This window comes from Sphingobium sp. SJ10-10, from assembly GCF_036038995.2.
In the GTDB taxonomy this organism is placed as follows: Bacteria; Pseudomonadota; Alphaproteobacteria; order Sphingomonadales; family Sphingomonadaceae; genus Sphingobium.
In genome coordinates this window covers 19,257-43,162 of record NZ_CP158137.1, presented here as the reverse complement: position 1 = coordinate 43,162, position 23,906 = coordinate 19,257, and the positions used below count along the sequence as shown (strand labels likewise).

The window sequence follows — 23,906 nt, the reverse complement described above, 5'->3', positions numbered from 1 at the left end:
CATGATCGACGGGCAATGCCGCTCCGTCACGCAGACGGACGTATATGTGACAACTCAGATTGGCTACGCGCGGGTGTCCAAGGCGGACGGCAGCCAGGTCCACGACCTTCAGCACGACGCGCTGGTGGCGGCCGGCGTCGATCCCGATCATATCTATGAAGACAGCGCCTCGGGGCGGTTCGACAAGCGACCGGGGCTGGACGCCTGCCTGAAGGCGCTGCGCCACGACGACACGCTCGTGATCTGGAAGCTCGACCGGCTCGGCCGCGATCTGCGCCACCTCGTCAACACGGTCGGCGATCTGACGAAGCGCGGCATCGGCCTCAAGGTGCTGGCAGGCGAAGGTGCGTCGATCGACACCACCACCGCCAATGGCCGGCTGATATTTGCAATCTTCGCAGGCCTTGCCGAGTTCGAGCGCGAACTGATCGTCGAACGCACCCGCGCCGGTCTCGCCTCCGCCCGGGCACGCGGGCGACACGGGGGGCGCCCGTTCAAGATGACACCCGCCAAGCTGCGCCTCGCCCAGGCGGCAATGGGAAAGCCAGAGACGAAAGTCGCCGAATTATGCGCCGAACTGGGCATCACCCGCCAGACGCTCTACCGGCATGTCACCCCGAACGGCGAAATCAGGGCGGACGGACAGAAGCTTCTCGCTCGAAAAACGTGTTCATTGATTAAGCCATGACGAATTTGAATAATCTCACCTTCGTATTCATCGGAGGGGAGCATCAGGTCCTGCATCTCGCGCCGGTCGCCGCTGAACTCAGCCTGTGTCATCCGGATATCACGGTCTGCTGCATCTGCGCCGATGACCGTACCGCCGCCGCCTTGCGCGCGGTGGCTGCGGCGATGCGAGCCAGTGCGATGATCATTACGCAGATCGCGTGGCCTTGGGCAGGCAGGATTGCAGCGAGAGTAACGGGCATCCGTTCGGCGGCGAAGGGCCCCTTGCTTGCACGGATCCGATGGATGGCCCGCAAGTCCCAGGCCATCATCGTTCCAGAGCGTACCTCTGCGGCCTTGCGATGGCTCGGATGGAGGCGTCCGCTGGTCCATTTCCGCCACGGTGCCGGCGACCGTGCGCCATCTTCCGAAGCGAAGCTGAGGGCCTTCGATGCCATTTTTGTCCCCGGACAGAAAGACATCGAGCGGGCCGTCGCGCAAGGCCTCGGCCATAAGAAGCTTTCGGCCGTCAGCTATGTAAAGATGGATTACCTGCAGGCTTTGCCCGCCAGACCGCGATTGTTCGACAACGATCGCCCGACCGTCTTCTACAACCCCCATTTCGATCCCGCGCTATCATCGATCGGCATCGCTCGCGATGTCATCGCCCGTTTCCGCGAACAGGAGCGGTACAACCTGGTCTTCGCTCCTCATGTACGCACATTCGAGAACCTCCATCTGGGCCCGCGAACGCGGTGGCTAGAACTTGCCGTGCCAGGGCACATCGCGGTCGATCTGGATTCTCCCAGGCTGTTCGACATGACCTACGCGCGGGCCGCCGACATCTATCTGGGCGACATGTCGAGCCAGCTTTACGAATTCCTCGCTAAGCCGCGGCCGGTCGCTTTCGTGAATGCGCATGGCGCTAACTGGCAGGACGATCCAAGGTACGCGGGTTGGCATCTGGGAGAGGTCGCATCAGGTGCCGACGAGGTCCTCGCCGCAGTGGATCGGGCCTTGGAACGGCATCCAGATATGATCCAACGACAGGAGAAAGCGATCGTGTTCGCGTTCGGCTGCTACGATGGCGCGATCAAACGGGCCTCACACCAACTGCTCCACACCCTGCAATCTCTCTGAACCCTTAGCGTACGTTTTCGACCATCCTCTCACCGGACCCCCCACAGGAGGATGCCGGCGATCAGCGCCTTGGCTTCCTCGTTCCAATGCGCCTCGCCGGCTTCGCCGGGAGCGTCATAGACCAGCGCGTCGGCCAGCGTCATGCAGTCGTCGGCGAGATCGAGGCCGGCAGGGTCGATGCGATCGAGCGGATTGAAGGCAGCGCCGGGAAGGCCCGTCACCCCGAACGGATCGAGGACATGGACCGGGCCGAACTTTGCCCGATGGCGGGCGGTGATGCGGGCATTCTCGCCCTTGGGGTCGATGCAGACGACCGGGCCGGGATAGTCGAGCAGGTTGGGAATGATGGTCCCCACGCCCTTGCCGGTGCGCGTCGGCGCGATCGTCAGCAGATGCGAGGGGCCGGCATAGCGCAGCAGCCTGCCGTTCTTGCGGTCGCGGCCGATCAGCAGGCCGTCGCCATTTTGGGCGAGGGGGCGAGTTTCCCGATCGGTGGCGAAGCGGGCCGAGCCGTGCGTGGCATCGCCGGCAGGGCCGCCGTAGCGCAGGATCAGCGGTTGAAAGAGGGCGCGCAGCGCGACGAGGATGACGACGATCGCCGTCAGCATCATGACGGTCTGATAGATATGGGAATCGTGGGCCAGGCCGAGCAGCCTGCCAAGAATGAGCGGCACCCCAAGCCCCAGCACCAGGCCGGTGATGAGGAACAGGACCAGGACGCCGAACAGGTGGCGGATGAGGGCGACCGGGCTGGTGACGAGGGCCGTGATCGCCCATATCGGCTGTTCGCGCGCGAGCCGCGCGAGGTTGCGGATCGCGCGGCCGAGCTGGCGGAACCATTCCATCATCAGGATTCCCTCCCGCTGTCGTTTTCGAGATGTTCGGCGCAGATCGCGGCGGCGATCGTGTGGAGATGCTTCACGCGGTCAACGAGCCAGGCCAGTTCGTCGGGGGTGATTTCATAGGCATGGGAATAGCGCGCCTCGACATAGGCGCGCTGGAGCTGCGCAAAATGGCGGCGGGCGGCGCGGGTATCGCGCGGCCAGGCTTCGATCAGCCGGGGATCGAGATTTTCGGCAAGCGAGCGCAGGATGCCGATGCGGTGCGATTTGGGCGCGTAGAGCGTCAGGACGAGCAGCAGGCCATGATAGGCGCGCTCGACGGCCTGGTGGAGCATGAACGCGGCATGGTCGGTCTCGCCGTCGCGGATCGCATATTCGGCGAGCGTCAGGCAGTATGCGGCATCGGGGAGCCACTTGTCATAATGCGCCCTGGCTTCGGCGTGGCGTTCCTGCGCGTCGAGCTGGCGCGGCACGGCGAGGCGCTGTCCCGGCGCTTCGTAGAGGGCGATCCCATCGCGGGCTATGTCGGCGAAGAAGGGACGGCCGCGCGCGAGCTGGTCGTTCACGTCCATCAGCGAATGGACGATGAAATTGACGGGCGTGGCGAGCTGGCGGGTGACGGTCAGCTCGCGCACCAGATGATCGTCGGCGACGGCCCACCATGTTGCAGATCGGTGAAGGTCTCGGAGTTGACGATGACGAGCAGATCATAGTCGGAGATATAGCCGCTGGCGCGATCCTCGACCCAATCGCCGCGCGCGTAGGAGCCGAACAGGATCAGCTTGAGGATGCGGCCGCCCTTGCGCTTGTCGGAGAGCTTGGTTTTGACGGCATCCTCAAATTCATCGAACAGGACGCGGGCGACCCGTTCCAGCTCGCGGCGCTTGGCGGCGGGAAGATGATCGAGGCCGGCGCGCATGGTCAGCGCGCTTCGGGCAGGTCGATAGCGGTGATGCCCTGAGCGGCGGCGATGGCGTCCACCAGGCTATCGACGGTTTCCATGCGATGGCTGGGCCAGTCGCGTGAGACGGTGACATAGCCGGCGTCGGTCTGGACGTTGATGATCGCCGTGGCGGGCAGCAGATCGAGCAGGGTTGCGAGCTTGTCCTGAATATCGGGGGTGATGTGGTCGATGCCGGGGCCGACCATCAGGAGCTGCCAGGAAAGGCGCGAGGTGTCGTCAGTCATGGGCGGTCTGTTCCTTGCTGTCCTGTCCTTCCGCTTCCGCGTCGAACGCACGTTTGCCGCGCCGCTTCCAGAGCGCGAGCGCGTTGCCATCATCACGCGCGCGGGCGGCAAGATCGAGCATCGCGCCGTAGAGCGTTGCGCGATCGTCGTCGGCCAATTCGACGAGGCCGGCCTTCTGGACGAGGCCGCCCAGCTCTATGAGATGGCGGGTGCGTTCGCGGCGCTGCACGACCCATCCTCTCGTATCGGTGCGGCGCTTGGCGGCTTCAACCCTGTGCCTCGCCTGCGCCAGTCTGGTTTCCGCTTTCGCCGTTGCCGCCAGAGCGTCGCCCAGCCTTGCGCCCGCGTCCCTGAAAGAAGGCCGCGCCCCGCGAGCGCAACGCCTCCTTTTCGCCAGCGTCGGCCGATTCCACGGCAGCGAGCAGCGCGCCGGCGAGTGTGTCGAGATCGAGCGCATCGGCCCCGGTTGCCGTCACCAGTAACCCAAGTTGCTCGATCTTCTTGGCCTTGATAGACTTGGCCTTGTCGCTCAGTGCCCGCAATTCGGCGTCATAGTCGCGCGTTTTTCGCATCACTCTCTCCCTCGCGCCCGTCGAACAGGAGCCGCACAGTAGCACGATCGCGCTGGCAGGACAGCGGTTCCATCATGAAATGCGGCCAAGTCAATCACGCGAACGGCAGAGAGTGGTGAGTGCGCGCTTATACGTCGTTGCCGACGTGTGCTAAGTAAGGCAGATTGCAGAGCGCGATGGCGATCTACCATTTCAGCGCCAAGGTCATCAGCCGCGCGAACGGCTCCAGCGCGGTTGCGTCGGCTGCGTATCGCTCCGCATCCGAGCTGCACGACGAGCGGCTTGGGCGTGACCACGACTTCTCGAACAAGGCCGGCGTCATCCATTCCGAGGTGATGCTGCCGCAAGGCGCGCCGGAGCGTTTAAGCGACCGCACCGTGTTGTGGAACGAGGTGGAGGCAGGCGAGAAGCGCAAGGACGCGCAATTGGCGCGCGAGGTGGAGTTTTCGATCCCGCGCGAGATGAGCGAGAAGCAGGGCGTTAGCCTCGCGCGCGATTTCGTGGAAAAGGAGTTCGTCCGGCGCGGGATGGTCGCCGACCTCAACGTGCATTGGGACCATGCGAAGGACGGCAGTCCTAAGCCGCACGCGCATGTCATGCTGTCGATGCGCGAGGTGGGACCGGAGGGGTTCGGCAAGAAGAACCGCGACTGGAACAGCAATGAGCATCTGAAGGGCTGGCGTGAGGCATGGGCGGCTCATGTGAATGAGCGCATGGCCGAGCTGGGGCTGGAGGGGCGGATCGATCATCGCTCCTATGCCGACCAGGGCATCGACCTTGAGCCGCAGCACAAGATCGGGCCGGCGGCGTCGCGTATGCCCGGACAGGGGCTTGAGGCCGAGCGGGTCGAGGACCATGCCCGGATCGCCCGCGCGAACGGCGAGAATATCCTCGCCAATCCGGAAATCGCGCTCGACGCCATCACGCGGCAACAGGCGACATTCACGCAGCGCGACCTGGCGCAGTTCGCGTTCCGGCACAGCGACGGAAAGGATCAGTTCGACCAGGTGATGAGCGCGGTGCGGACCTCGCCCGAGTTGGTGGCGCTGGGGAAGGACGGGCGCGGCGAGGACCGCTTTACCTCGCGCGACATGATCGAGACGGAGCAGCGGTTGGAGCGCGCCGGCGATCGGCTTGCGGATCGGGCGGGGCATGGTCTCCCGACGGCAGCGTGGGATCGTGACGCCGCCGTCGGAAGTGGTGGCCTGACACTCGGGGCAGAACAGCAGGCCGCGCTGTCGCATATCACCGGCAAGGGCGATCTTTCAATTGTGGTCGGCTATGCCGGCACCGGCAAATCGACCATGTTGGGCGTGGCGCGCGACGAATGGGAGCGGGCCGGCTATCAGGTGCGCGGGGCGGCCTTGTCGGGGATCGCGGCCGAGGGGCTTGAGGGTGGTTCCGGCATCGCCTCGCGCACGATCGCCAGCATGGAATATCAGTGGGAGCAGGGCCGCGAGCTGCTAGGCCCGCGCGACGTGCTGGTGATCGACGAGGCGGGCATGATCGGCACGCGCCAGATGGAGCGCGTGCTGTCGGAGGCGGAGAGAGCCGGGGCCAAGGTCGTGCTGATCGGCGACGCCGAGCAGTTGCAGGCGATCGAGGCCGGCGCGGCGTTCCGCGCGCTGGCCGAGCGGCACGGCGCGGCCGAGATCAGCGAAGTTCGCCGGCAGCATGAGGATTGGCAGAAGGACGCGACGCGGGCGCTGGCGACGGGCCGCACCGGCGAGGCGGTCCACGCCTATGCCGAGCATGGCATGGCCCATGCGGCCGAGACGCGCTTGGCTGCGCGGGGCGAGCTGGTGGACCGCTGGGACGCGCAGCGGCTTGCCCATCCCGACAAGACCCGGATCATCCTCACCCATACCAATGTCGAGGTGCGGGATTTGAACTTGGCCGCGCGTGATCGGCTGCGCGACGCTGGCGAGCTGGGGCATGACGTGCGCGTGTCGGCCGAGCGGGGCGCGCGCGAGTTCGCCAATGGCGACCGCATCATGTTCCTGAAGAACGAGCGCGGGCTTGGCGTGAAGAACGGCACGCTGGGCAAGGTCGAGCGCGTGTCGCCCGACAGCATGGCGGTGAAGCTCGACGATGGCCGCAGCGTTGCGTTCGACCTGAAAGACTATGCCCATGTCGATCATGGCTATGCGGCGACCATTCATAAATCGCAGGGCGTGACGGTCGATCAGGCGCATGTCCTCGCCACCCCCGGCATGGATCGTCATTCTGCCTATGTGGCGTTGTCGCGGCATCGCGAGAGCGTGCAGCTTCACTATGGGCGTGACGACTTCGCCGATCAGCGCCAGCTCGTCCGCACGCTGGGTCGGGAACGGGTGAAGGACATGGCCGGCGACTATGGGCATGAGGGTGCTATGGCCGAGCAGGACCGGGTGCGTGCGTTCGCCGAGCGGCGCGAGATCCGGTTCCCGGAACTCGCGCGGGAGATGGTCGCCAAGGTGCAGGCGAAGGCCAAAGGCATGTTCGCCGGCTTCCGCCCGAAACCGACGTCGCCCGAGCCGGCGCGCGACGGCAAAGGGGGTCCGAATATCATCGGCTCCGAGCGGGGATCGCCGGTGCCCAATCAGGCCAAGGCGATCGAACGCTATGCGCGCGCGCAGGCCGATATGGACCGGATGCGCGAGAAGGGCCTGCCTGTGCTCCCGCACCAGAAACAGGCGCTGGCGAAGGCCGGGGACGCGCTCGATCGGGTGCGCCCCCATGCGGCCCGGGATTTGTCGTCCGCGTTCGAGCGCAACCCCGCACTGGTGCGCGACGCGGCCGAAGGCAAGGCGGGCGGGGCGGCGCGGGCAATGGCCGAGGAAGCTCAGGTCCGTTCCAATCCCGAACTGCGCGCCGACCGCTTCGTGGAGCGCTGGCAAGGTATGGCGCGCGAGCGGGCCGAGCTCGCGCGCAGCGGCGATCGTGCCGGCGCGGAGCGCGCGGCCAAGAAGATGGACGGCTTGGCGGGAGGGCTGCATCGCGATCCGCAGCTCGAATCCGTGCTGCGGCGGCGCGCGCCCGAGCTGGGGCTGGAAATGCGTCGGGATCGTCCGATCAGCCAGGAATTGACCCGTTCGCTGGAAATTGGCCGCGATCGAGGGTTGAGCCGATAAGGAGAGACAATGGCGGACGAGGAATGGGAGGAAGGCGGCGACGCGGCAACGGAGGCGTTCGAGCAGGTGCGCGTTGCGGTCGAGCAGCAGCGCGGCGAACTAGCGTTGATGCGCCGCGCCATCGAGGGCTTGGCGGCCGAGCGCACCAGCATCGACGTGCCGGATTATTCCGAGACGCTGGGGCATGTCGTCCAGGGGCTGGAGGGCATCAACGGACGACTCGACCAGGTTACGACGGCCATCGTGAAGTCGCCGGCGTTGGCGATGACGCCTGCGCAGGTTTCGGCGCAGATCAATCGAGCGGCGGCCGACCTTCGCAGCGCCGATCATGCCGCCCTCGCCACCGCCACCAACGAGATGAAACAGCAGGGGCGCGAGCTGCGCACCGTCGTTCAATCGGCGCTGACGGCGCGGGATCAAAAGAACCGTCAACTATGGTTCGGGCTGGGCGGGTTGCTTATCGGCATCCTCCTCTGGTCCTTCCTGCCCGGTATGGTCGCGCGCGAGATCGCGCCGGCGAGCTGGCAATGGCCCGAACGCATGGCGACGCGGGTTCTTGCCGAGGCGACACCGTGGGATGCCGGGCAGCATCTTATGGCGAGCGCATCGCGGCCGAGCTGGGAGGCGATTGTCGCGGCCGACAGGTTGCTGCGCGACAATCGAGAAAAGATCGAAGGATGCCGGCAGACCGCAAGGAAGGCGGATCAGCCGGTGCGATGCACGATCCAAGTAGGAGCAGAGAAATAATGGTGCTTCCCTACCGCTCGACGCCCATATTCGATGAGGTGACATTGCCCGCTGCCCTGCGCTCCGAGCATCGCACCAAGGCCGGTGTGTGGGGCGTGATCCGGGCCATCGAAGGGAGATTGAAGCTCACCTATCTCGACGCTGCCTCTGAGGTGATCCTTACACCTGAGCGGCCAGGGCTTGTTCTACCGGAGCAGCCGCATTTCGTCGAACCGCTCGGAGCCATGCGGATGCAGGTCGATTTCTACGATCAGCAGCCAAGCCTCTAGGGAGCAGCCATGCCTAAAGCAGCCCTGTCATTCCCGCTTCTTGCCATCCTCGCGCTTGGTGGCTGTGCGATGAGCGAACCGGCCCCCAATATCGGCCCGCCTCCCGCCGGGCAGTCGGAGCGAAGCAGCGAGATCACGCCTTGGGGGCTGACCTATGGCGCGGCGGTGATGACCTCCAAGGTCTACCCGCACCTGGCAGCGGCGGCCGATGCGAACGCCAATCTGTTCATCTCCCCGGTCAGCCTGTCGCAGGGCCTGGGGCTCGCCTACCTTGGCGCGCGGGGCGCCACGCGCGAGGAGATCGGCCGCGTGCTTGGTTGGGATTCGGCCCGCAACGTCCCTGCGCTCATCAAGTCCTACAATGCCCAGCTCACCGACACCGGCGATGCCGATACCACGCTCGGCATCGCGAACGCGCTGTGGCTGGCGAAGGGATTGCCGGTCCGGAACGAGTATGTCGCCGAGGCGCATGCCGGCTTCGGAGCGGCTCCGGAAACAGTCGATTATGCCGGAAACCCTGCCGGAGCAGCCGAGCGGATCAATGGCTGGGTTTCGCGCGAGACGAAGGGCAGGATTTCGGAGATCGTCTCTCCGAGCGGCTTCGGGGATGACACCGCCGCTGTGCTGACCAACGCGCTTTACTTCAAGGCGAAGTGGCAGGTGCCGTTCGAGGAGACGGAAACGCGGTCCTTCACGCGTGGCGACGGCACGCGCATCCCGATCACGATGATGAAGCGGATTGGCCGGTTCGACTACCGCGAGACCCGGGAAGGGCAAGCGATCGCGCTGCCTTATGGTCGCAACGGTCGTTTCGTGATGGAGATTTTCCTGCCACGTGACGCGGCAACCCTGCGCCGCTGGGAGCGTGAGCTGAAGGGTGTCGATTTCTTCGCCGGCGAGCAGGGCGGCAATGATCGTTTCGACCTGTCCGCGGAGCAGGCTCGCGAGATGCGGATCGTTCTGCCCCGCTTCGAAGCGAGGTTCGATGAGAGCGTGAAGGCAGCGCTGATCGCAGCGGGCATGCCAAGCGCCTTCGACCAGCAGCGTGCGGACCTGTCGGGGCTCGCCAGCGGTGCGCGCCTCGCGATCGATGACGTGGCGCACGCGACCTTCCTGCGCGTCGATGAGGAGGGCACCGAGGCGGCGGCGGCAACCGCAGTCAAGATCGTCGTGACCAGTGCGCGGATAGAGCCTCAGGTGCCGGAGATGGTGGTCGATCGTCCTTTCCTTGCCACCCTGCGAGACCGAAAGAGCGGCGCGGTGCTGTTTTTCGGGCGCATCGCCGATCCGACAGCGATTCCATAGGCGCACTCAGGCCATGCTCCGTTCAGCCGTGCGGGCGTAGCCTCCCGGTATGATGATGGTGTCGCTATCGCGAGCGATCGGCACGGCTCTGGCCGGTGCGGCGTTGAGCGCGTCCACGCCCGCCATGGCGTGCTCCTGCATCCTGCCCGACAATATCGAGGCAGCGGGACGCGCGGCGTTCACCAAAGCCGATCTTGTTGGTGAGTTGGAGATAGGGCGGGCGCCGGTGACGGCACCGCGCAGTTTCTGGTGCGGGTCGGACGGACGAGCACGACCATGGTTCAGGCCCGGGCATAAGATCGAGCAGAGCCGCCCCGCGCGCGTTATCAGCATCACGAAGGGCCGCGTCTCGGGACCAATTCGCATCCGCACCAGTCCGGTGATGAACATAGGTGGCCGGTGCGGAATGACCGGGAATAGCTGCCAGGTGTCTCTCGGCCGAAGCACCGTTCGGACCGGCCCCATGCTGTTTCGGCGTGTTGCGCCGGGCACCTATGAACCCTTGGACGTTTGCACCCAGTCGGCGTTCACCACCTGGCTCGAACAGCGCCAGAAGCGTCGCGCACTCCCGCAGACGCGGTAACGCTTCGAGGAACCATCGATTTCTTGAATCACCGGCGTGCCATTGATTCAAGAAAGTCGCCGGACTTGGAGAGGCATAATTCGTAGGCTCCGCGCCATGAATGGCGCGAACCTGTCCTTGCCCGAGCCGATCGAGCTGGTGGCGCTCGATCCGGCGCGCAACATCCGCCGGCGCTACAGCATCACCGCGAGCCTCGATCTTTTCGGCATGATCGTTGTGGAAACCCGCTGGGGCCGGATCGGCTCACACGGCCAGGCCCAGCGGCACGCCTTCATCGATCGCGCGGCGGCCGACCGCCACATTGCCGCGACCCTGCGGCGGCGCGGCACGGCCGAAACCCGGATCGGAGTGCCTTACAAGCCGGTGCCCACCGAGATTTGAGCCGCCACCGCCACATCGGCTGCTTGAAGAAACCGGCCGGTGCTACGGCCAGCATGTTGCCGGCTCAAGCGGCGCATCCTCTCCTGGACGACAGCCCTGGCGACCATCGGCCGACCGTAGCGCTCCGCATTCTAGCCGGAAATGGTTCAGCGGGACAGGATGCCGGCGGTCCCTTGCACGTCTGGCGTTCGCCTGTGAGCGCTACGGCGGCGATGGTCATGGCGCGCTCGCGTCGAAATGGACGCTCTGGAAAAGCCTCGTGCCAGATCTTCTCGGCCATCGATGCAAGCTCCTGCGGCGTCGGCGGCCGAGCCTCACGAATGCACGCTATCAAGGCGCGCGGGAACAGGCGCTCCATCGTCTCTCTCCGATCGCGATATGGGAGCCTTATAGTACGGGCGCAGCCCCGATCGACCGGGACGGGACGAAGCGGGCCTTGAAGCGGTCTGGCCGGAAACATCGGCGCCCGCACCCTATATCGCTTGAGGGGCAGGAGAGCCCTGCCCGGAGAATGAGATGCCGTCCGATATACCTGCCCGTGTTCCCTTGCCGATCGCGATGCCCGATGACGCGTTCGGAGCAGCGCTGATCGAGCAGGCGGCGTCGCTCAGCGCCTATGCGCGGCGACTGACTGGAGGGGGCGCCGATGCCGACGACCTTCTGCAGGACACCATGCTTCGGTGCTGGACCGCGCGCGCCAGCTTCGCGGCGGGAACAAGCCTCGCCGCCTGGACCCGGACCGTGATGAAGAACTGCTTTCTCACCGGTCGTCGCCGCGCCCGCTTTCACGCCGACCTGCCCGAGGATGCGCGCGACCGGATGCTGAAGGTGGACGAGACCCAGAGCCTCGCCATCTGGCTGCGCGATACGGATTGGGCGCTCAGTGAACTCCCGCCCCACCAGCGCGAGGCGGTGCTGCTGGCGAGCCAGGGCGTGTCCATCGAGGACGGCGCGGCGCAGCTCGGCATTGCCGCAGGCACGTTCAAGAGCCGCATCGCACGCGGGCGAACTCGGTTGCGCGCCCTCATCGAGGGGCGATCGACGCCGCTGCTGGCCGACAGGACCGGCCGCGATACGCCCCCACCAGCGACCAACCGGCCCACCCACCTGCGGAAAAAGCGGGACTGGCGGGGCGTCAAGATCGGCTGATCCCCGGTGTGCCTGTCGGCTTGTTGCTTTTCTTAACGGTTTGCCGGTAGCGTGCGCGCACCTGCGGAGACGCGGGTGGAGGCGTGGAAACCTCCTGAAACACGAGCCGGTCGAGCTTCATCGACCGGGTGGCGGGCGCGCATGTCCAAGCCACCCGGCCAAAGGCGTCCGCGCCTGACGTGTTTCAGGTTTCCAACACCCGGTTCAGTGGCCGGCACGTCTCCGAAATGGGGCGTGCCGCCGGCTGAACAGGAACACTTGGCGCGACAATGAGCTTGGAGAACCTTTTGACCGAGTAGGGACATGCGTGAATAGCAATCTGCCTGTCGGCCGCCTCGCCGATCGTCTTCATTCCATGCCGCGCGAACGCGCCTGGTTCGCGATCCTCCTCAGCGTCACGGCGCTGGCGCTGGCGGACGCACATTTTCCCCGGATAGGTCTCGCGCCCTTCTATATCCCGATCGTCTGCGCCGCCTGCTGGGCGCTGGGAAGCCGCGCCGGCTATCTGGTAGCGGTCGTCGCGGCGGTCCTCGCCGTCGTCCCGCATCTCGCCGAACTGCCAAGGCTCTCCCCTGCCCTGCTGGGGGCGAGGATGGCCGTGCGCGCCGTCACCTATGTTTTCCTCGCCGCCATTGTTCTGAGCTTTCGCCGGTCCTTCGATCGAGAGCACCACCTGGCGGCGCGCGACCGCATGACCGATGCGCTCAACAAGGAGACGTTTCGCGAGCGGGTGATCCATCGTCTCGATCTAGGGTCAGGACCCATTGATATGAGCGTCGCGATCTGATTCAGGCTCCGCGAGGAGACCGGGATGAGCGACCTGTTTTGGCTAACGGATGAGCAGATGGAGCGGCTGCGGCCGTTCTTTCCGAAGAGCCACGGCAAGCCTCGAGTGGATGACCGGCGGGTGCTGAGCGGCATCGTGTTCGTCAACCGCAACGGGCTGCGCTGGCGCGATGCTCCTGGCGCGTACGGCCCGCACAAGACGCTGTACAACCGCTGGAAGCGCTGGGGTGAGGCAGGCGTGTTCACGCGCATCATGGAAGGTCTGGCTGCGGTGGGCGCCGAACCCAAAACGGTGATGATCGACGCGACCTACCTGAAGGCGCACCGCACGGCATCGAGCCTGCGGGTAAAAAGGGGGATCTCGGCCGCCTGATCGGACGCACGAAAGGCGGCATGAACACCAAGCTCCATGCCGTCGCCGACGCGAACGGTCGCCCCTTGAGCTTCTTCATGACCGCCGGTCAGGTCAGCGACTACACCGGTGCGGCCGCGCTGCTGGACGACCTGCCAAAAGCGCAGTGGCTGCTCGGCGACCGCGGCTACGACGCCGATTGGTTCAGGGACGCTCTTCAGGCCAAGGGCATCCAGCCTTGCATCCCAGGCCGCAGGTCGCGCAACGAGCCCGTCCGGTACGATAAGCGCCGTTATCGGCGCCGCAGCCGCATCGAGATCATGTTCGGCCGCCTCAAAGACTGGCGCCGCGTCGCCACCCGCTACGATCGCTGCCCTACGGCCTTCTTCTCCGCCATCGCCCTCGCTGCCACCGTCATCTTCTGGCTGTGATCAACGAGTCCTGACCCTAGGCGCTCCATGCGCAACACCACGACCCGATGAGCGCGGACGGGGGAGCAGGAGTCGCGGTTAGCTACCCTGGTCGCTGGTCCCGCAGTGATCTGCCCCCGTCCGCTGCAGACCTGATCGACATGATCCAACCGCGGCGAGTCCGCCCCTCAAAAGTTACCCTACGCTGCCCCGCTCCGGTAATATCCACGCGGGCTAACGCAGCGCGTAGGAGTTCTTGCTTCCTTCCTCCGTGCGGTCGGTGGCGGGGGATGGTGTTCGTGACAGGGCCGAGATCTGTTCGTACATATCGGGAGTGAGCGTCACCGAGGATGTCGTCAGCGCCTTCTCCAGCTGGCCGACGTCGCGTGCGCCGAGGATGACGGATGTGACCGCGGGGTGGGCGTGGACCCAGGCGATTGCCAGCGCGATCGGATCGATGCCCGCCTCCCCGGCCAGCGCCACGAAGCGCTCGGCGGTGTCGAACATCCATTCCTCGCCATAGCGCACCTGATATAGCGCATTGGCGACCAGACGCCCGGTTTCCGGCCGCTGCCCGCCCATATATTTGCCGGTCAGCATGCCGGCTGCGAGCGGGCTGTAGCTGAGCACCGCCAGATTTTCGGACAGCGCGAGAGGGAACAGCTCCACCTCCGCCTGACGTTTGACGAGATTGTACATGGGCTGGATGCTGCACAGCTTCGACCAGCCATTTTTCTCCTGTTGGCCGAGCGCCTTGGCCACCTGCCACGCGGCGAAGTTGCTGACGCCCAGATAGCGTATCTTGCCCGCCCCGACGAGATCGTCGAGCGCGCGCAGCGTCTCGTCGAGCGCGGTCCGCTCGTCGAAACGATGCATGTAGAAGATGTCGAGATAGTCGGTTCCCAGGCGGGTGAGGCTCGCCTCCACCGCCTGGATCAGATAGCGCCGGGACAAGCCTGCATCGTTGACGCCTTTGCCAGTGGGGAAATAGGCCTTGCTGATGAGCAGCACCTCGTCCCGGATGCCGTTCAGTGCCTTGCCGAGGATATTCTCCGCAGCGCCGCCTCCATAAAGGTCGGCGCAGTCGAAGCAGTTGATGCCGACGTCCATGCACCGGGCGACCAGACGCTGCGCCTCGGCCTCGTCGGTCTCCTTGCCGAACGTCATCGTCCCGAACGAATATTCGGAAACCTGTATGCCGGTATTACCCAGATAACGATATTGCATGGCTTTGTTCCATCTTTGCGGAGAGCGTCAGTCGAGCACAGGCGCCTTGCGTGCCTTGGTCAGCGCCTCGAAACTATAAGCGAGCTGCAGCAGCTTCGCCTCCGAATAGGCTCTGCCGAAGAACGTCAGGCCGACGCCCCGCCCATCCCGCTTATAGCCGGCCGGCACTGCGATCGCGGGGTAGCCCGCTTTGCCGAGCATCTTCGCGGCACGGGCCTGGGGCACCACCAGCGCGTCCAGATCGTAGCTGTCCATGGCGGCATCGATCCCCGCGGTCCGGGACAGCATGATGTCCTTCAAGCGGTCGGCATGGTAGCCGGGGTCAGCGACCCCGGGCATTCCCGCGGCGGTTTCGAACAGTGCTTGGCCGCACGGCATCCGCACATCGGGATCCTGGCGATTATATTCGATCAGCTCCTGCAGCGATTTGACCGGCGCGAGGTCCCCGAGCGCATTCAGCCAAGCGTCGAAGCCGGACTTGAACTCGTTCCGCAGGATGCTCGACCGGATATCCGCGACGACGCGCGCGGTCGGTATGTCGACGGGATCGACGAGGATGCAGCCGAAATCCCGCATCGCCGCGAGCGACTCCTCGGTGATGCGCAGCTCATCCTCGTCGAGATTGTCGAAATAGACCTCCCGCGGCACGCCGATGCGGGCGCCGACCAGCCCCGCCTCGTGCAGATCCTCCGCATAGTCGGCTTTCACATGGCCGGCGCTTGCCAGCGTCAGGGGATCGTCGAAATCGACGCCTGCGATGACGCCGAGCAGGATGGCCGCGTCGCGGACGGTGCGCGTCATCGGGCCGGCGACGTCCTGGCTCATGCAATTGGGCACGATGCCCGCCCGGCTGACCAGCGGCACCGTAGGCTTCAGCCCGACTAGCGACGTCGTGCACGCGGGGTCCTGAATGGAATTTATGGTTTCCGAGCCGATGCTGGCGGCGCAGAAGCCTGCCGCGACTGCCGCCGCCGGCCCCGTGCTCGAACCACCACCCCGGCCATATTCGAACCCATATGGATTTCTTACCTGCCCCGCGAGCGCGCTGAAATCGGATGCCATACGATCGGACATTACGTCGGTGAACTCGGTCAGATTCGCCTTGCCGAGGATGATCGCCCCCGCCTCGCGCAAACGGCGGACGATGAACGCGTCGCGCGGAGCCACGAAATTGGAGAAGGCGATCGAACCGACGGTGGTCCGCATGCCGTCGGCCGTGCAGATATTGTCCTTGAGCACGGTCGGTATGCCATGCAGCGGTCCGCGCAAGGTGCCGGCGGCCCGTTCGGCATCGAGCATCCTGGCTTCTTCGAGCGCGTGAGGATTAAGCTCCCGGATGGCGTTTATGCGGGCGCCGGACCGATTATGGCTTTCTATCCGGTCGAGATAAAGCTCGACGAGATGGTGCGAACTTATGCCCCCATTCTGCAGCTCCACCTGGATCTCGGATAGAGACAATTGAACATAATCCATCGCACCAATCTCCCATGTTCAGCTTTTCAGCCCCAATATCAGATCCATGACGTTGGTCCCCGTCGCGACGGCGGGCAGCAGATCGCCGCTGGCGGCAAGAAACGTGCCCGCGTCGGCCCGGGCGAGGCAGTCTTCGGGATCCAACCCGGCCGCCGCGCCACGAGCCACGGTGCCGCCATCGATCAGCGCACCGGCGGCATCCCCTGCCCCATCCCGTCCATCGCTTCCCGCGGCGAGAATATGGCAGCCACCGGCACCCGACAGCCGCTGTGCAGCTGCGAGCGCGAAATGCTGACAGCGGCCACCGCGGCCCGGACTAGGTGGCAGGACGACGTTCGGTTCACCGCCCCAGACATGCAGTCCGGAGGGCCGGCCAAGCAGCTCGTCGGCCAAATGGTAGCCTGCAACGCCGGCCTCCTCGGTTACCAGCGCCTGCCGGGGATAAACGTCCAGGCCGAGCGCCAGCGCGTTGTCGGCGACTGCCGCGCGTGCAATGGCGTTGCTCGCGACGATCCGGCCGGTGATCGATACGAAAGCCGGATCATCGGGCATCGGCATCGGCGCAGCGTGGCGGACGAGCGCTGCGATCCACTCCGGCAAGTCATGCGGCAACGTCCTCGCTTCCGGAGGGACGGGGCTGAATGGGCCCGAGCCGATGTCATGCGGCGCATCGCCGGGGACGTCGGAAATCATCAGCAACTGGGTCGGGCGTCCTCCCAGCAGCGCCGCGAGGCGACCTCCCTTGATATCCGAGACCGCGCGGCGAATGCTGTTCATTTGCATGATGTTCAGCCCGCTGCCCAGCAACCACCGGTTCAAGCGCGCAAGATCGTTCAATCCGATCGCGGGCGGCAGCCGCTCCACCATGCTCGACGCGCCGCCGGACAGGAGGACCAGCAACGGTTGGGCCACCGGCAACGAGGCGAGGAAGGCGAGCAAGGCGTCGCCCGCGTCCAGACTCCTCTGATCGGGCACCGGATGGCCGCCCATCACATACCGCGCACCAACGCTGTCACCCGGATCCGGCGGCAGATATTCCCAGCCGGTAATCACCAGCGCATCGGTAATCCCGATTTCGGGCACCGCTTTCACCCCGGCCAGCATGGCGTGCGCAGCCTTGCCGATCGCGACCACCGCAGTCTCGCCCCGCTGCCCCCTCAGCGCCCGGGCGACGGATTTCCGACCGTCCACGGCAGCCAGAGCGGAAGCGTATAGCGTCGGGAGGAAGGCGCGAGGATCGGTCATCGTCAAACGTCGCGCTTGCGTCAGCCGTTCACCATCCGCTGGACGGTGAGATGGCCGTGGCGGCACAAGATCTCTTCATCCTGGAACTGGAAATTCTCGATCGCACCGGATTCGATGCCGCGCTGCGTTGCCTCGTGGACGCTGGCATCCTCCATCAGCCCGTCGCGGAAGGCGACCTTGCCATATTCGTTGGTGAACGCCTGGCCCGCAGTCTTGGCCCTGGGATAATACATCCGGACTTCCCAGATCGAGCGGTTCACCGCGACCGGCCAGATATTGTAGGTGAAATAAGTGCCGTAGAGCAGGCCGATCACGAAATTGGGGAAGATGACGTTGAAGTCGAACACCCCATGCATCGCATCGGCATAAGCGCTCATGTCGCCGCCGGCGGCGCCGGCGAACGCATCGAGCGAATTGGCGCCGATCTTGCTCGCGACCGCTCCTACCGGCGTCGGCACGAACTCGCCGGCGTTGCTTCCCGCCGAGAGGATACGGTGCGGGCCGTGCAGGATCATGTCGTGCGAACGGAAGCGCACGAACTCCTTCGGGAATGAGAGCGAGAGCGTGCGCTTGTGCAGCGAGGGGACATGGTACCCCTCCTGCTGCGCGTCGAGCAGCACCTTCCAGTTCACGGCCTCGTCGGGCTTGTAGGTGTAGAAGGTCTCGAGCCGGTCGAACGGATAAAGGTTGAGCTTCTCGCCCATATAGCCGCCGAGATATTCGGTCAGGCTCTGCTCGGGCCGCAAATTGACGAAGATGAAGCCGAGCCAGGTGTCGAGCGCGATCGGCTTGAGGCCCAGGATCGCCTTGTCGAGATTGTGGAAATTCTCCTCGTCGGGGACGTCGCGCAGCTTGCCGGCATCGTCATAGACCCAGCCGTGGAACTTGCAGGTCAGGAAGCCCTTGCAATTCCCTTTCTCGCTGTCGCCGACCAGGAGGTTGCCGCGGTGCTGGCAGACGTTGTGGAACGCCCGCAATTCGCCGTCGCGGCCGCGGACGAGCAGGATCGACGTGTCCCACATGTCCATCCGCTTGACGATATAGTCGCCCGGCTTGCGCAGCTCCTCGGCCCGGCCGACATTGATCCAGCTGCGCTTGAAGATGCGCTCCTTCTCCTTCGCGAAGAATTCGGGCGAGACGCTGTTCGCGACCGGGATCGGATCGGTGCCGAGCTCGGGAAACTTCTGCGAGAAGCGCTTGTGTTCGGTCTGCTCCATGATCTTGGTCCTCGATAGCAATCAGCGCGCAAGCGCCCGGTGCGGTTGGCGACGCTCAGTCGCCTCCGCCTTCATGGTCGGTAATGAACCGTTCGGGATCGAAGCCGTCGATCACGCCCGGCTGGGTCTTGAACAGCTCGACCGCATTGGCGACCTCGGCCAGCATCAGCGTCAGGTTCAGCAGGTTTTGCTGAGGCTCGGGCATGTCGTCGAGCGGAAAGGTGTTGAGATATTCGAGCGCCGGCTCGATCCGCGCGAGCATGTCGTCGTAGAAGGCCTTGATCTCCTCCATGCTGCTCGCGAGCCGCTTGCGGCTGCGCGCGCGCTCGGTTGGAAGCGCCCAATCGAGATATTTGTCGAGATCGGCGAACTCGGCGGGAAGGCTGCGGCCCTTGATCGCGGTGACCTGGTTCATGCCGCCACTCCCGCCTTCGCGCCCACGGAACCGGCTGACGGTACCGGGCCGATATAATCTTCGATCATCTGATAGAAATGTCGCATCAAAATCTCTTCGTCTTGGAGGATGAAGTGGCTTTTCGCGCCTGATCCGAGCACCGTCTGGGTGGTCTCGAGCGTGCTGAAATCCTCGAGCCAGGTGTCGCGGTTGAGGCATTTGGCATGCTCGAGCGCGAAGCGTTCGCCGGCCGTCTTGGGCGGCCGCACGAACATCTTGATCTCCTGGTACATCTTGTCGACGCCGGTCGGCCAGAAATTGTGAGTCTGGAAGGCACCGCTGAACGGCGCCAGCCAGAAGTTCGGGAAGATCAGATAGATGTCGAACATCCAATTGTCCGCGCGCGCCGGATTGACCCCGAGCGGCAGATTGTTCGGATCGAGGAAACTGTCTTTTTCCTTCTTGATCGTCCATGCGAACTTCTCGCTGATCGCCGCCGTCGGACTCGGCGTATAGTCGCCGCTGAACGGCAGCGACATCATGCGGTGCGGGCCCATGAAGCGGATGTCGAGCGCGTGCATGAACGGGTTGGTCTGGTCGATCGCGACGTCACCGATGCTACGGCGGTGGAGGTGGACCGCGTGATAGGCCTCCTGCTGTGAATCGACCGCGATCTTCCAATTGCAGTTGAGGTTGCTCTTATAGGCATAGCCGAGCTTGAGCTGGTCGAACGGATAGCCGTCGAGCATGTCGGCGACCTCGCCGAGATATTCGCGCAGCGATTGCTCGGGCTCCTTGTCTAGGTTGATGAACACGAACCCCTGCCAGACGTCGAGATGGATCGGGGTCAGGCCGAGCGTGGACTTGTCGAGGTTGAAGAAATTGGCCTCGTCGGGAACGTCGACCAGCCGGCCGCTGCTGTCGTAGATCCAGCCGTGGAACTTGCAGTCGTGGAACTTGGAGCAACCCTTGTCGTCCCACTCCATCTTGTTGCCGCGGTGCGAGCACATGTTGTGGAAAGCGCGGATCTCGCCGTCGCCGCCGCGCGTGATCAGCACATGCGTGTTGCAGATCTCGATGTGGCGGTTGAAGAAGCTGTGCGGCTCGGCCACGTCCTCGACCCGGCAGACCTGAAGCCAGCATTTGCGGAAGATCTTTTCCCGCTCCAGCGCGAAATATTCCGGCGATATGCATGGCTCGATCGGCAGCGGCTCGGTGCCGAACTGCGGATAACGTTTGTGCCAGCGGTGGCGTTCGCCAAAATCATCCATCACACTCTCCTGAAAAAATGCCCGACCACCCGCATCCCCGGCTAGTCGGCAAAGTCGATCGCGACGATCCGCTCGCCCTCCCAGCCCCGCACATAGGGCACCAGCAACGTCGCCGTGAACTTGATCGAACCAATCTTCCAGCCACCATCCGCCTGCTTGCAGTAGCTGTCCTCGTAAACGCCGGCGAGCCAGACGGCGCGCTCCTGCGTCGCCGACGCGTTCTGCGCCGCGGCCGGCTCCCACAAATACCAGACGCCGGTTGCCGTGCGGCCGTCCGCCGCGACATCGATCCGTTTGGGGATCATATAATGCATCGTCCACGAGAAGGGCGAGGCGCGCAGGAACTCCCGCAGCTCGTCCTTGCCCCGGACCGTGCCGAACCCCTCGCCATAATCCGCCTCGAAATCGTCGGTGACGATAGCAACGAACCGCTCCGCCAGATGCTCATGATCGTCCGACGCCAGCGCATGTTCACATTTGAGACGACGTATCGCCTCCATGTCCTCAAGACGCGTCAGCCGCGCTTCCATCGCATTGAGGCGCTCCTGCAAGTCGATTTCGCTCATCCTCGATGATCCCGGCAGTCGTCACCCTGTTTTCTGGCAGACATCTCAAAATTCCTTGCGCAGGGAGACCGTCCACCAGCGTGGCTTGGAATATTGAATCTGGCCGCAGCCGCACAATGAGGCGGTATCGAAGGCGGTTTCGACATAAGTGTTGTTGGTGAGGTTCTTCACATAGCCTTTGATCGTCAGCGTCCGATCGGCGTTGAGCCACGAAAGGCCACCATTCACCAGCGTGTGACCATTATGTCTCTGCCCCGTGAAATTGCGGATATTGTCGTAGAAATCCGAAATGAACGAGACATCGGCGATCGCCGTCAGCGTTCCTCCGAACAGATCGAGCGGAAGATCATAGCTAAGGTTTCCCGATGCCTGCAGCCGCGGCGCGAAGGTGGGATTGACATCGTCGAGGACCGCTGGCGCAGTGGGCGCCGCCGCGGCGATGACGACGTCCTTCACGGTCGCCTTGGTGTAAGCCACTGCAACAGTACCCCGCAGTCGGTCCGTGGGAGTGAATTGGGCGCCCAATTCGCCACCCCAGGCGTGCGCATCGTTATTGCTGATGGTGCCCGTGACATTCTTGAGCGTGAACGTCTGATAATTCTTGTAATCATAATAGAAAGCCGCTGCGCTCAGCCGCACTCTGTCTTCGAAAAGCTGTGTTTTCGCGCCTATCTCATAAGAATAGAGCGTTTCCGGCCTATAGGGTATTTCAGATGCGAGCAAAGGCGGTGTCCCGTCGGGCAGCTTGGCGTTGAACGCGCCGCCCTTCACGCCGCGACTGACGCCGGCATAAGCGAGCGAGCCATCCTCGAACCGGTATTCGAGATTGACCTTGCCTGCCCACAGCCGGTCCGTTTCCCGATGCCTGCTGCTCGGCTGCAGGCCCGGGATGATGATCGTCTCGGTGTCGATCTCGTAATCGTCGACATTGGCATAGCCGTTCGATGCGAAATTGAAGCGCAGCTTCTCGCGGATGAGACGACCCCCGACCACCAGCGTCAGGCGATTGGTCAATGGCAGGTCGACATTGGCGAAGATGGAGTAATTGGTATTCTTGTACTTAAGCGGGTTGATCAGGTCGATGCCGGTCGCGGTCGCGCCGAACTGCCCGGCAAAGAGCGAGTTGGCCGGTGCGAGGAACCCGAGCCTCCCCCGAGCACGAGCTTTCGAGAAGAAGGCACCCGTCGCCCAGCGCAGGCCGCCCTCCGTCTCGCCCGCGGCACGGATTTCCTGGGTCAGGCTGTTGGACGTGTTCCGCTGGCCGTAGTTCACGAAGTTGACCGGCCCGCCGTCGATATCGACCGCCATCGATTTCTCGAACCGCTTGTAGCTGGTGACGGAAATCACATCGAAGGAGTCGAACTCATATCTGACGTGCAGCGATGCGTCATAGGAGCGCCCGTAATAGCCGCTGTCCTTGGCGAAATCGCTCGCAGTCTGCTCGCTGCCGGGAGGCGGGGCAATGAAGCCAAGGCCATCCGGCGTTCCCGACGGGAGCGCGATGGTGTCGATATACTGGCCCGCCGCATTGAACACGGGCTGTATCGCCCGATTCGTATAGGGCCCATTGCCCATCGTCATGCGCGCGGCCGTGCCGGCGAGGCGGACATTCAGCCGCTCGCCGAGATCCGTTTCCAGCTGGAGTCGGCCGGCGATCAGGTCCTCCCCGCCCAGATCCTCGCCAAATCGCGGCCCCGGCGGCAGCGTCGGCACGCCGCCGCCGGCGGGATATATATTCTTCAGATAGGGATCGGAGCGCGAATAGAGGATCGAGGCGCGCCCGCGCAGATTAGGCGCGAGCGATCCGCTCACAGCGCCTTCGAGCCGGACTCCGTTGAAACGTCCATAGCCCCAGTCGAAATATGCCTCGGTCTCTTTGGTCGGCTGCTTGGGAATGAAGTGGACAAGTCCACCGGTCGCATTCTTGCCGAACAGCGTTCCCTGAGGACCTTTCAAGATCTCGACCCGCTCGAGGTCGAACGTTCCGAATACCTGCCCCTGGATCGACGTCATATACGTATCGTCGTAATATACGGCGATCGGCCCTTCGAAGATGTCGTTATAGTCGTTCTGGGTCACGCCACGGATGGAATATTGCTGACTTTGGCCGGCGAAGGAGTTGGAAATGGAGACCCCTGGCGTGAAGCGCGCGATATCCGTGCCCGACCGCACATTGAACGCCTCCAATTCTCTCGAGCCGAGGGCCGAAACCGACAATGCGACATCCTGAAGATTCTGCGATCGCCTGTTAGCGGTGACGACTATGTCGTCGAGGAACGCACCGGTGGTATCTTCCGTCGACTGTTCCGTACCTCCCACATCTTGGGCCAGAGCTGGACATGACGAAAGGATTATAGTGGACAGAAGAAGTCGCCCGACGACGGCTCCATTGACCCGCGATGTTCTACCGATCATTTTTCTGCCTTCCTCTGTTTTGATTATACCGGCCCTTCTTTTTTGGAGGACCTGGGTCTTTTGCAGAAGTTGGGGATCGCAGCCAAAGCCTCCTGCTCCTCCCGATCGCGAGCAGATTTCTTCTCTATCGAGTCTCCGCATTGTAATGGGCGCACGTTGGCCGCCCGCGACCTGTCGTGCAATCCGGATTTCGCGGGCGGGGACAGCGACTATCCGAATATAGCAGAAATCGGACACCGCAAAAAATCTCTGGTGCTGTGTGCGCGGGAGTGCTTCACTGGCTTTCGACGGGTGGGGGATAGGTGATGGCACAGCCTGGCGTCTTGGATGCGGGCGAGCACCATGCAAATTTGTCCGCAGCGGACGCTCCGCTGGGACGGCTCGGGGGCGTGTCGACTTCGGGCATTGATCAGACGAGGAGGAGTCATCGATAGCCGGAGCGCCCACGTCAGCGCCTTCCCGCCAAGCGTCCCGGACACGTGAACTCGGCTCGATTTCGACCGAGATTAGCAAGCGGGCACTTCTTATTTTAAGGATGTATTGAACTTAAGGCGGAGTTAGCCGGGTCTTACAATCTTGATGTTATATTCTTATC

Annotated in this window: 22 protein-coding genes and 2 pseudogenes; 10 read left to right on the top strand and 14 right to left on the bottom strand. The window is 64.1% G+C overall.

Annotated features, from left to right (window positions below):
* Positions 1-46: 46 nt before the first annotated feature.
* Positions 47-688, top strand: coding sequence for a recombinase family protein (locus tag VVT58_RS23975; RefSeq protein ID WP_352000200.1), 642 nt, complete (start codon positions 47-49; stop codon positions 686-688).
* A complete protein-coding gene (locus VVT58_RS23970; RefSeq protein WP_327753152.1) occupies positions 685-1,806 on the top strand; it encodes a hypothetical protein in 1,122 nt (373 codons plus the stop codon). Before VVT58_RS23975 ends, VVT58_RS23970 begins: the two co-directional genes overlap by 4 nt.
* Before the next feature lie 44 nt (positions 1,807-1,850).
* Here VVT58_RS23970 and VVT58_RS23965 read toward each other — a convergent pair.
* The 5 genes and pseudogenes from VVT58_RS23965 to VVT58_RS23945 all read right to left on the bottom strand — a co-directional run.
* A pseudogene (locus VVT58_RS23965) lies at positions 1,851-2,651 on the bottom strand (type IV secretory system conjugative DNA transfer family protein); the annotation flags it as partial.
* Between the two features lie 2 nt (positions 2,652-2,653).
* Positions 2,654-3,567 (bottom strand): annotated as a pseudogene (locus VVT58_RS23960) (HEPN domain-containing protein).
* A gap of 2 nt (positions 3,568-3,569) precedes the next feature.
* Positions 3,570-3,836, bottom strand: coding sequence for a hypothetical protein (locus VVT58_RS23955; RefSeq protein WP_026109288.1), 267 nt, complete (start codon positions 3,834-3,836; stop codon positions 3,570-3,572).
* Complete coding sequence (locus VVT58_RS23950) at positions 3,829-4,065, bottom strand: conjugal transfer protein TraD (protein WP_017501678.1); 237 nt, start codon at positions 4,063-4,065, stop codon at positions 3,829-3,831. The genes VVT58_RS23955 and VVT58_RS23950 overlap by 8 nt, the downstream gene beginning before the upstream one ends.
* A gap of 37 nt (positions 4,066-4,102) precedes the next feature.
* Positions 4,103-4,408 carry a conjugal transfer protein TraD gene (locus VVT58_RS23945; protein WP_017501677.1) on the bottom strand — a complete coding sequence of 102 codons (306 nt, stop codon included), beginning with the start codon at positions 4,406-4,408 and terminating at the stop codon, positions 4,103-4,105.
* Positions 4,409-4,584: 176 nt separating this feature from the next.
* On the opposite strand from VVT58_RS23945, the gene traA reads away from it, so the two are divergent.
* The 4 genes from traA to VVT58_RS23925 are packed head-to-tail and all read left to right on the top strand — an operon-like array spanning position 4,585 to position 9,842.
* Positions 4,585-7,521: a Ti-type conjugative transfer relaxase TraA gene (traA, locus tag VVT58_RS23940; RefSeq protein ID WP_327753151.1), complete on the top strand. Its 2,937-nt coding sequence runs from the start codon at positions 4,585-4,587 to the stop codon at positions 7,519-7,521.
* Between the two features lie 9 nt (positions 7,522-7,530).
* The gene (locus tag VVT58_RS23935) at positions 7,531-8,268 is read left to right on the top strand and encodes a DUF6118 family protein (RefSeq protein ID WP_133497069.1); all 738 of its coding nucleotides are present in this window, start codon (positions 7,531-7,533) and stop codon (positions 8,266-8,268) included.
* A complete protein-coding gene (locus tag VVT58_RS23930) occupies positions 8,268-8,537 on the top strand; it encodes a DUF1971 domain-containing protein (RefSeq protein ID WP_133497070.1) in 270 nt (89 codons plus the stop codon). Before VVT58_RS23935 ends, VVT58_RS23930 begins: the two co-directional genes overlap by 1 nt.
* A 9-nt stretch (positions 8,538-8,546) precedes the next feature.
* Positions 8,547-9,842, top strand: a complete 1,296-nt coding sequence (locus VVT58_RS23925) for a serpin family protein (protein ID WP_327753149.1) — start codon at positions 8,547-8,549, stop codon at positions 9,840-9,842.
* 6 nt (positions 9,843-9,848) lie between these two features.
* On the opposite strand, the gene VVT58_RS23920 is transcribed toward VVT58_RS23925, so the two are convergent.
* The gene (locus tag VVT58_RS23920) at positions 9,849-10,025 is read right to left on the bottom strand and encodes a hypothetical protein (protein WP_156367391.1); all 177 of its coding nucleotides are present in this window, start codon (positions 10,023-10,025) and stop codon (positions 9,849-9,851) included.
* A 496-nt stretch (positions 10,026-10,521) separates the two neighbouring features.
* On the opposite strand from VVT58_RS23920, the gene VVT58_RS23915 reads away from it, so the two are divergent.
* The 4 genes from VVT58_RS23915 to VVT58_RS23900 all read left to right on the top strand — a co-directional run bounded on the left by VVT58_RS23915 (position 10,522) and on the right by VVT58_RS23900 (position 13,524).
* Positions 10,522-10,806, top strand: a complete 285-nt coding sequence (locus tag VVT58_RS23915; protein ID WP_017501672.1) for a WGR domain-containing protein — start codon at positions 10,522-10,524, stop codon at positions 10,804-10,806.
* Between the two features lie 516 nt (positions 10,807-11,322).
* Complete coding sequence (locus tag VVT58_RS23910) at positions 11,323-11,955, top strand: RNA polymerase sigma factor (RefSeq protein WP_327753148.1); 633 nt, start codon at positions 11,323-11,325, stop codon at positions 11,953-11,955.
* 307 nt (positions 11,956-12,262) lie between these two features.
* Positions 12,263-12,742 (top strand): hypothetical protein, encoded by a 480-nt coding sequence (locus tag VVT58_RS23905; protein ID WP_327753147.1) that lies wholly within the window; start codon positions 12,263-12,265, stop codon positions 12,740-12,742.
* A gap of 24 nt (positions 12,743-12,766) precedes the next feature.
* Positions 12,767-13,524, top strand: a protein-coding gene (locus VVT58_RS23900) for an IS5 family transposase (protein WP_327754294.1) whose coding sequence is annotated in 2 segments (ribosomal slippage) — positions 12,767-13,100 and positions 13,100-13,524 — 759 coding nt in all. Because the reading frame shifts where the segments join, the coding sequence is not laid out codon by codon here.
* 213 nt (positions 13,525-13,737) lie between these two features.
* Here VVT58_RS23900 and VVT58_RS23895 read toward each other — a convergent pair.
* The 8 genes from VVT58_RS23895 to VVT58_RS23860 are packed head-to-tail and all read right to left on the bottom strand — an operon-like array spanning position 13,738 to position 23,215.
* A complete protein-coding gene (locus tag VVT58_RS23895; RefSeq protein ID WP_327754330.1) occupies positions 13,738-14,730 on the bottom strand; it encodes an aldo/keto reductase in 993 nt (330 codons plus the stop codon).
* A gap of 27 nt (positions 14,731-14,757) precedes the next feature.
* Positions 14,758-16,203: an amidase family protein gene (locus VVT58_RS23890; RefSeq protein WP_327754329.1), complete on the bottom strand. Its 1,446-nt coding sequence runs from the start codon at positions 16,201-16,203 to the stop codon at positions 14,758-14,760.
* Between the two features lie 18 nt (positions 16,204-16,221).
* Entirely contained in the window at positions 16,222-17,448 is a 1,227-nt protein-coding gene (locus VVT58_RS23885; protein WP_327754328.1) for a DUF4147 domain-containing protein, read from the bottom strand.
* A 20-nt stretch (positions 17,449-17,468) separates the two neighbouring features.
* Positions 17,469-18,665 carry an SRPBCC family protein gene (locus tag VVT58_RS23880; RefSeq protein ID WP_327754327.1) on the bottom strand — a complete coding sequence of 399 codons (1,197 nt, stop codon included), beginning with the start codon at positions 18,663-18,665 and terminating at the stop codon, positions 17,469-17,471.
* Positions 18,666-18,720: 55 nt separating this feature from the next.
* Positions 18,721-19,080, bottom strand: coding sequence for a hypothetical protein (locus VVT58_RS23875; protein ID WP_327754326.1), 360 nt, complete (start codon positions 19,078-19,080; stop codon positions 18,721-18,723).
* Positions 19,077-20,330, bottom strand: coding sequence for an aromatic ring-hydroxylating dioxygenase subunit alpha (locus VVT58_RS23870; RefSeq protein WP_327754325.1), 1,254 nt, complete (start codon positions 20,328-20,330; stop codon positions 19,077-19,079). Before VVT58_RS23870 ends, VVT58_RS23875 begins: the two co-directional genes overlap by 4 nt.
* A gap of 41 nt (positions 20,331-20,371) precedes the next feature.
* Complete coding sequence (locus tag VVT58_RS23865; RefSeq protein ID WP_327754324.1) at positions 20,372-20,896, bottom strand: nuclear transport factor 2 family protein; 525 nt, start codon at positions 20,894-20,896, stop codon at positions 20,372-20,374.
* Positions 20,897-20,941: 45 nt separating this feature from the next.
* A complete protein-coding gene (locus tag VVT58_RS23860; protein WP_327754323.1) occupies positions 20,942-23,215 on the bottom strand; it encodes a TonB-dependent receptor domain-containing protein in 2,274 nt (757 codons plus the stop codon).
* Positions 23,216-23,906 lie beyond the last annotated feature (691 nt).

Excerpts from the sequence above, each read along its gene's own strand:
- VVT58_RS23895 (WP_327754330.1), bottom strand. The coding sequence starts at position 14,730 with ATGCAATATCGTTATCTGGGTAATACCGGCATACAGGTTTCCGAATAT.
- VVT58_RS23865 (WP_327754324.1), bottom strand. The coding sequence starts at position 20,896 with ATGAGCGAAATCGACTTGCAGGAGCGCCTCAATGCGATGGAAGCGCGG.
- VVT58_RS23870 (WP_327754325.1), bottom strand. The coding sequence starts at position 20,330 with ATGGATGATTTTGGCGAACGCCACCGCTGGCACAAACGTTATCCGCAG.
- VVT58_RS23910 (WP_327753148.1), top strand. The coding sequence starts at position 11,323 with ATGCCGTCCGATATACCTGCCCGTGTTCCCTTGCCGATCGCGATGCCC.
- VVT58_RS23875 (WP_327754326.1), bottom strand. The coding sequence starts at position 19,080 with ATGAACCAGGTCACCGCGATCAAGGGCCGCAGCCTTCCCGCCGAGTTC.
- VVT58_RS23955 (WP_026109288.1), bottom strand. The coding sequence starts at position 3,836 with ATGACTGACGACACCTCGCGCCTTTCCTGGCAGCTCCTGATGGTCGGC.
- VVT58_RS23885 (WP_327754328.1), bottom strand. The coding sequence starts at position 17,448 with ATGACCGATCCTCGCGCCTTCCTCCCGACGCTATACGCTTCCGCTCTG.
- VVT58_RS23880 (WP_327754327.1), bottom strand. The coding sequence starts at position 18,665 with ATGGAGCAGACCGAACACAAGCGCTTCTCGCAGAAGTTTCCCGAGCTC.
- VVT58_RS23925 (WP_327753149.1), top strand. The coding sequence starts at position 8,547 with ATGCCTAAAGCAGCCCTGTCATTCCCGCTTCTTGCCATCCTCGCGCTT.
- VVT58_RS23915 (WP_017501672.1), top strand. The coding sequence starts at position 10,522 with ATGAATGGCGCGAACCTGTCCTTGCCCGAGCCGATCGAGCTGGTGGCG.
- VVT58_RS23935 (WP_133497069.1), top strand. The coding sequence starts at position 7,531 with ATGGCGGACGAGGAATGGGAGGAAGGCGGCGACGCGGCAACGGAGGCG.
- VVT58_RS23970 (WP_327753152.1), top strand. The coding sequence starts at position 685 with ATGACGAATTTGAATAATCTCACCTTCGTATTCATCGGAGGGGAGCAT.
- VVT58_RS23945 (WP_017501677.1), bottom strand. The coding sequence starts at position 4,408 with ATGCGAAAAACGCGCGACTATGACGCCGAATTGCGGGCACTGAGCGAC.
- VVT58_RS23930 (WP_133497070.1), top strand. The coding sequence starts at position 8,268 with ATGGTGCTTCCCTACCGCTCGACGCCCATATTCGATGAGGTGACATTG.
- traA (WP_327753151.1), top strand. The coding sequence starts at position 4,585 with ATGGCGATCTACCATTTCAGCGCCAAGGTCATCAGCCGCGCGAACGGC.
- VVT58_RS23890 (WP_327754329.1), bottom strand. The coding sequence starts at position 16,203 with ATGGATTATGTTCAATTGTCTCTATCCGAGATCCAGGTGGAGCTGCAG.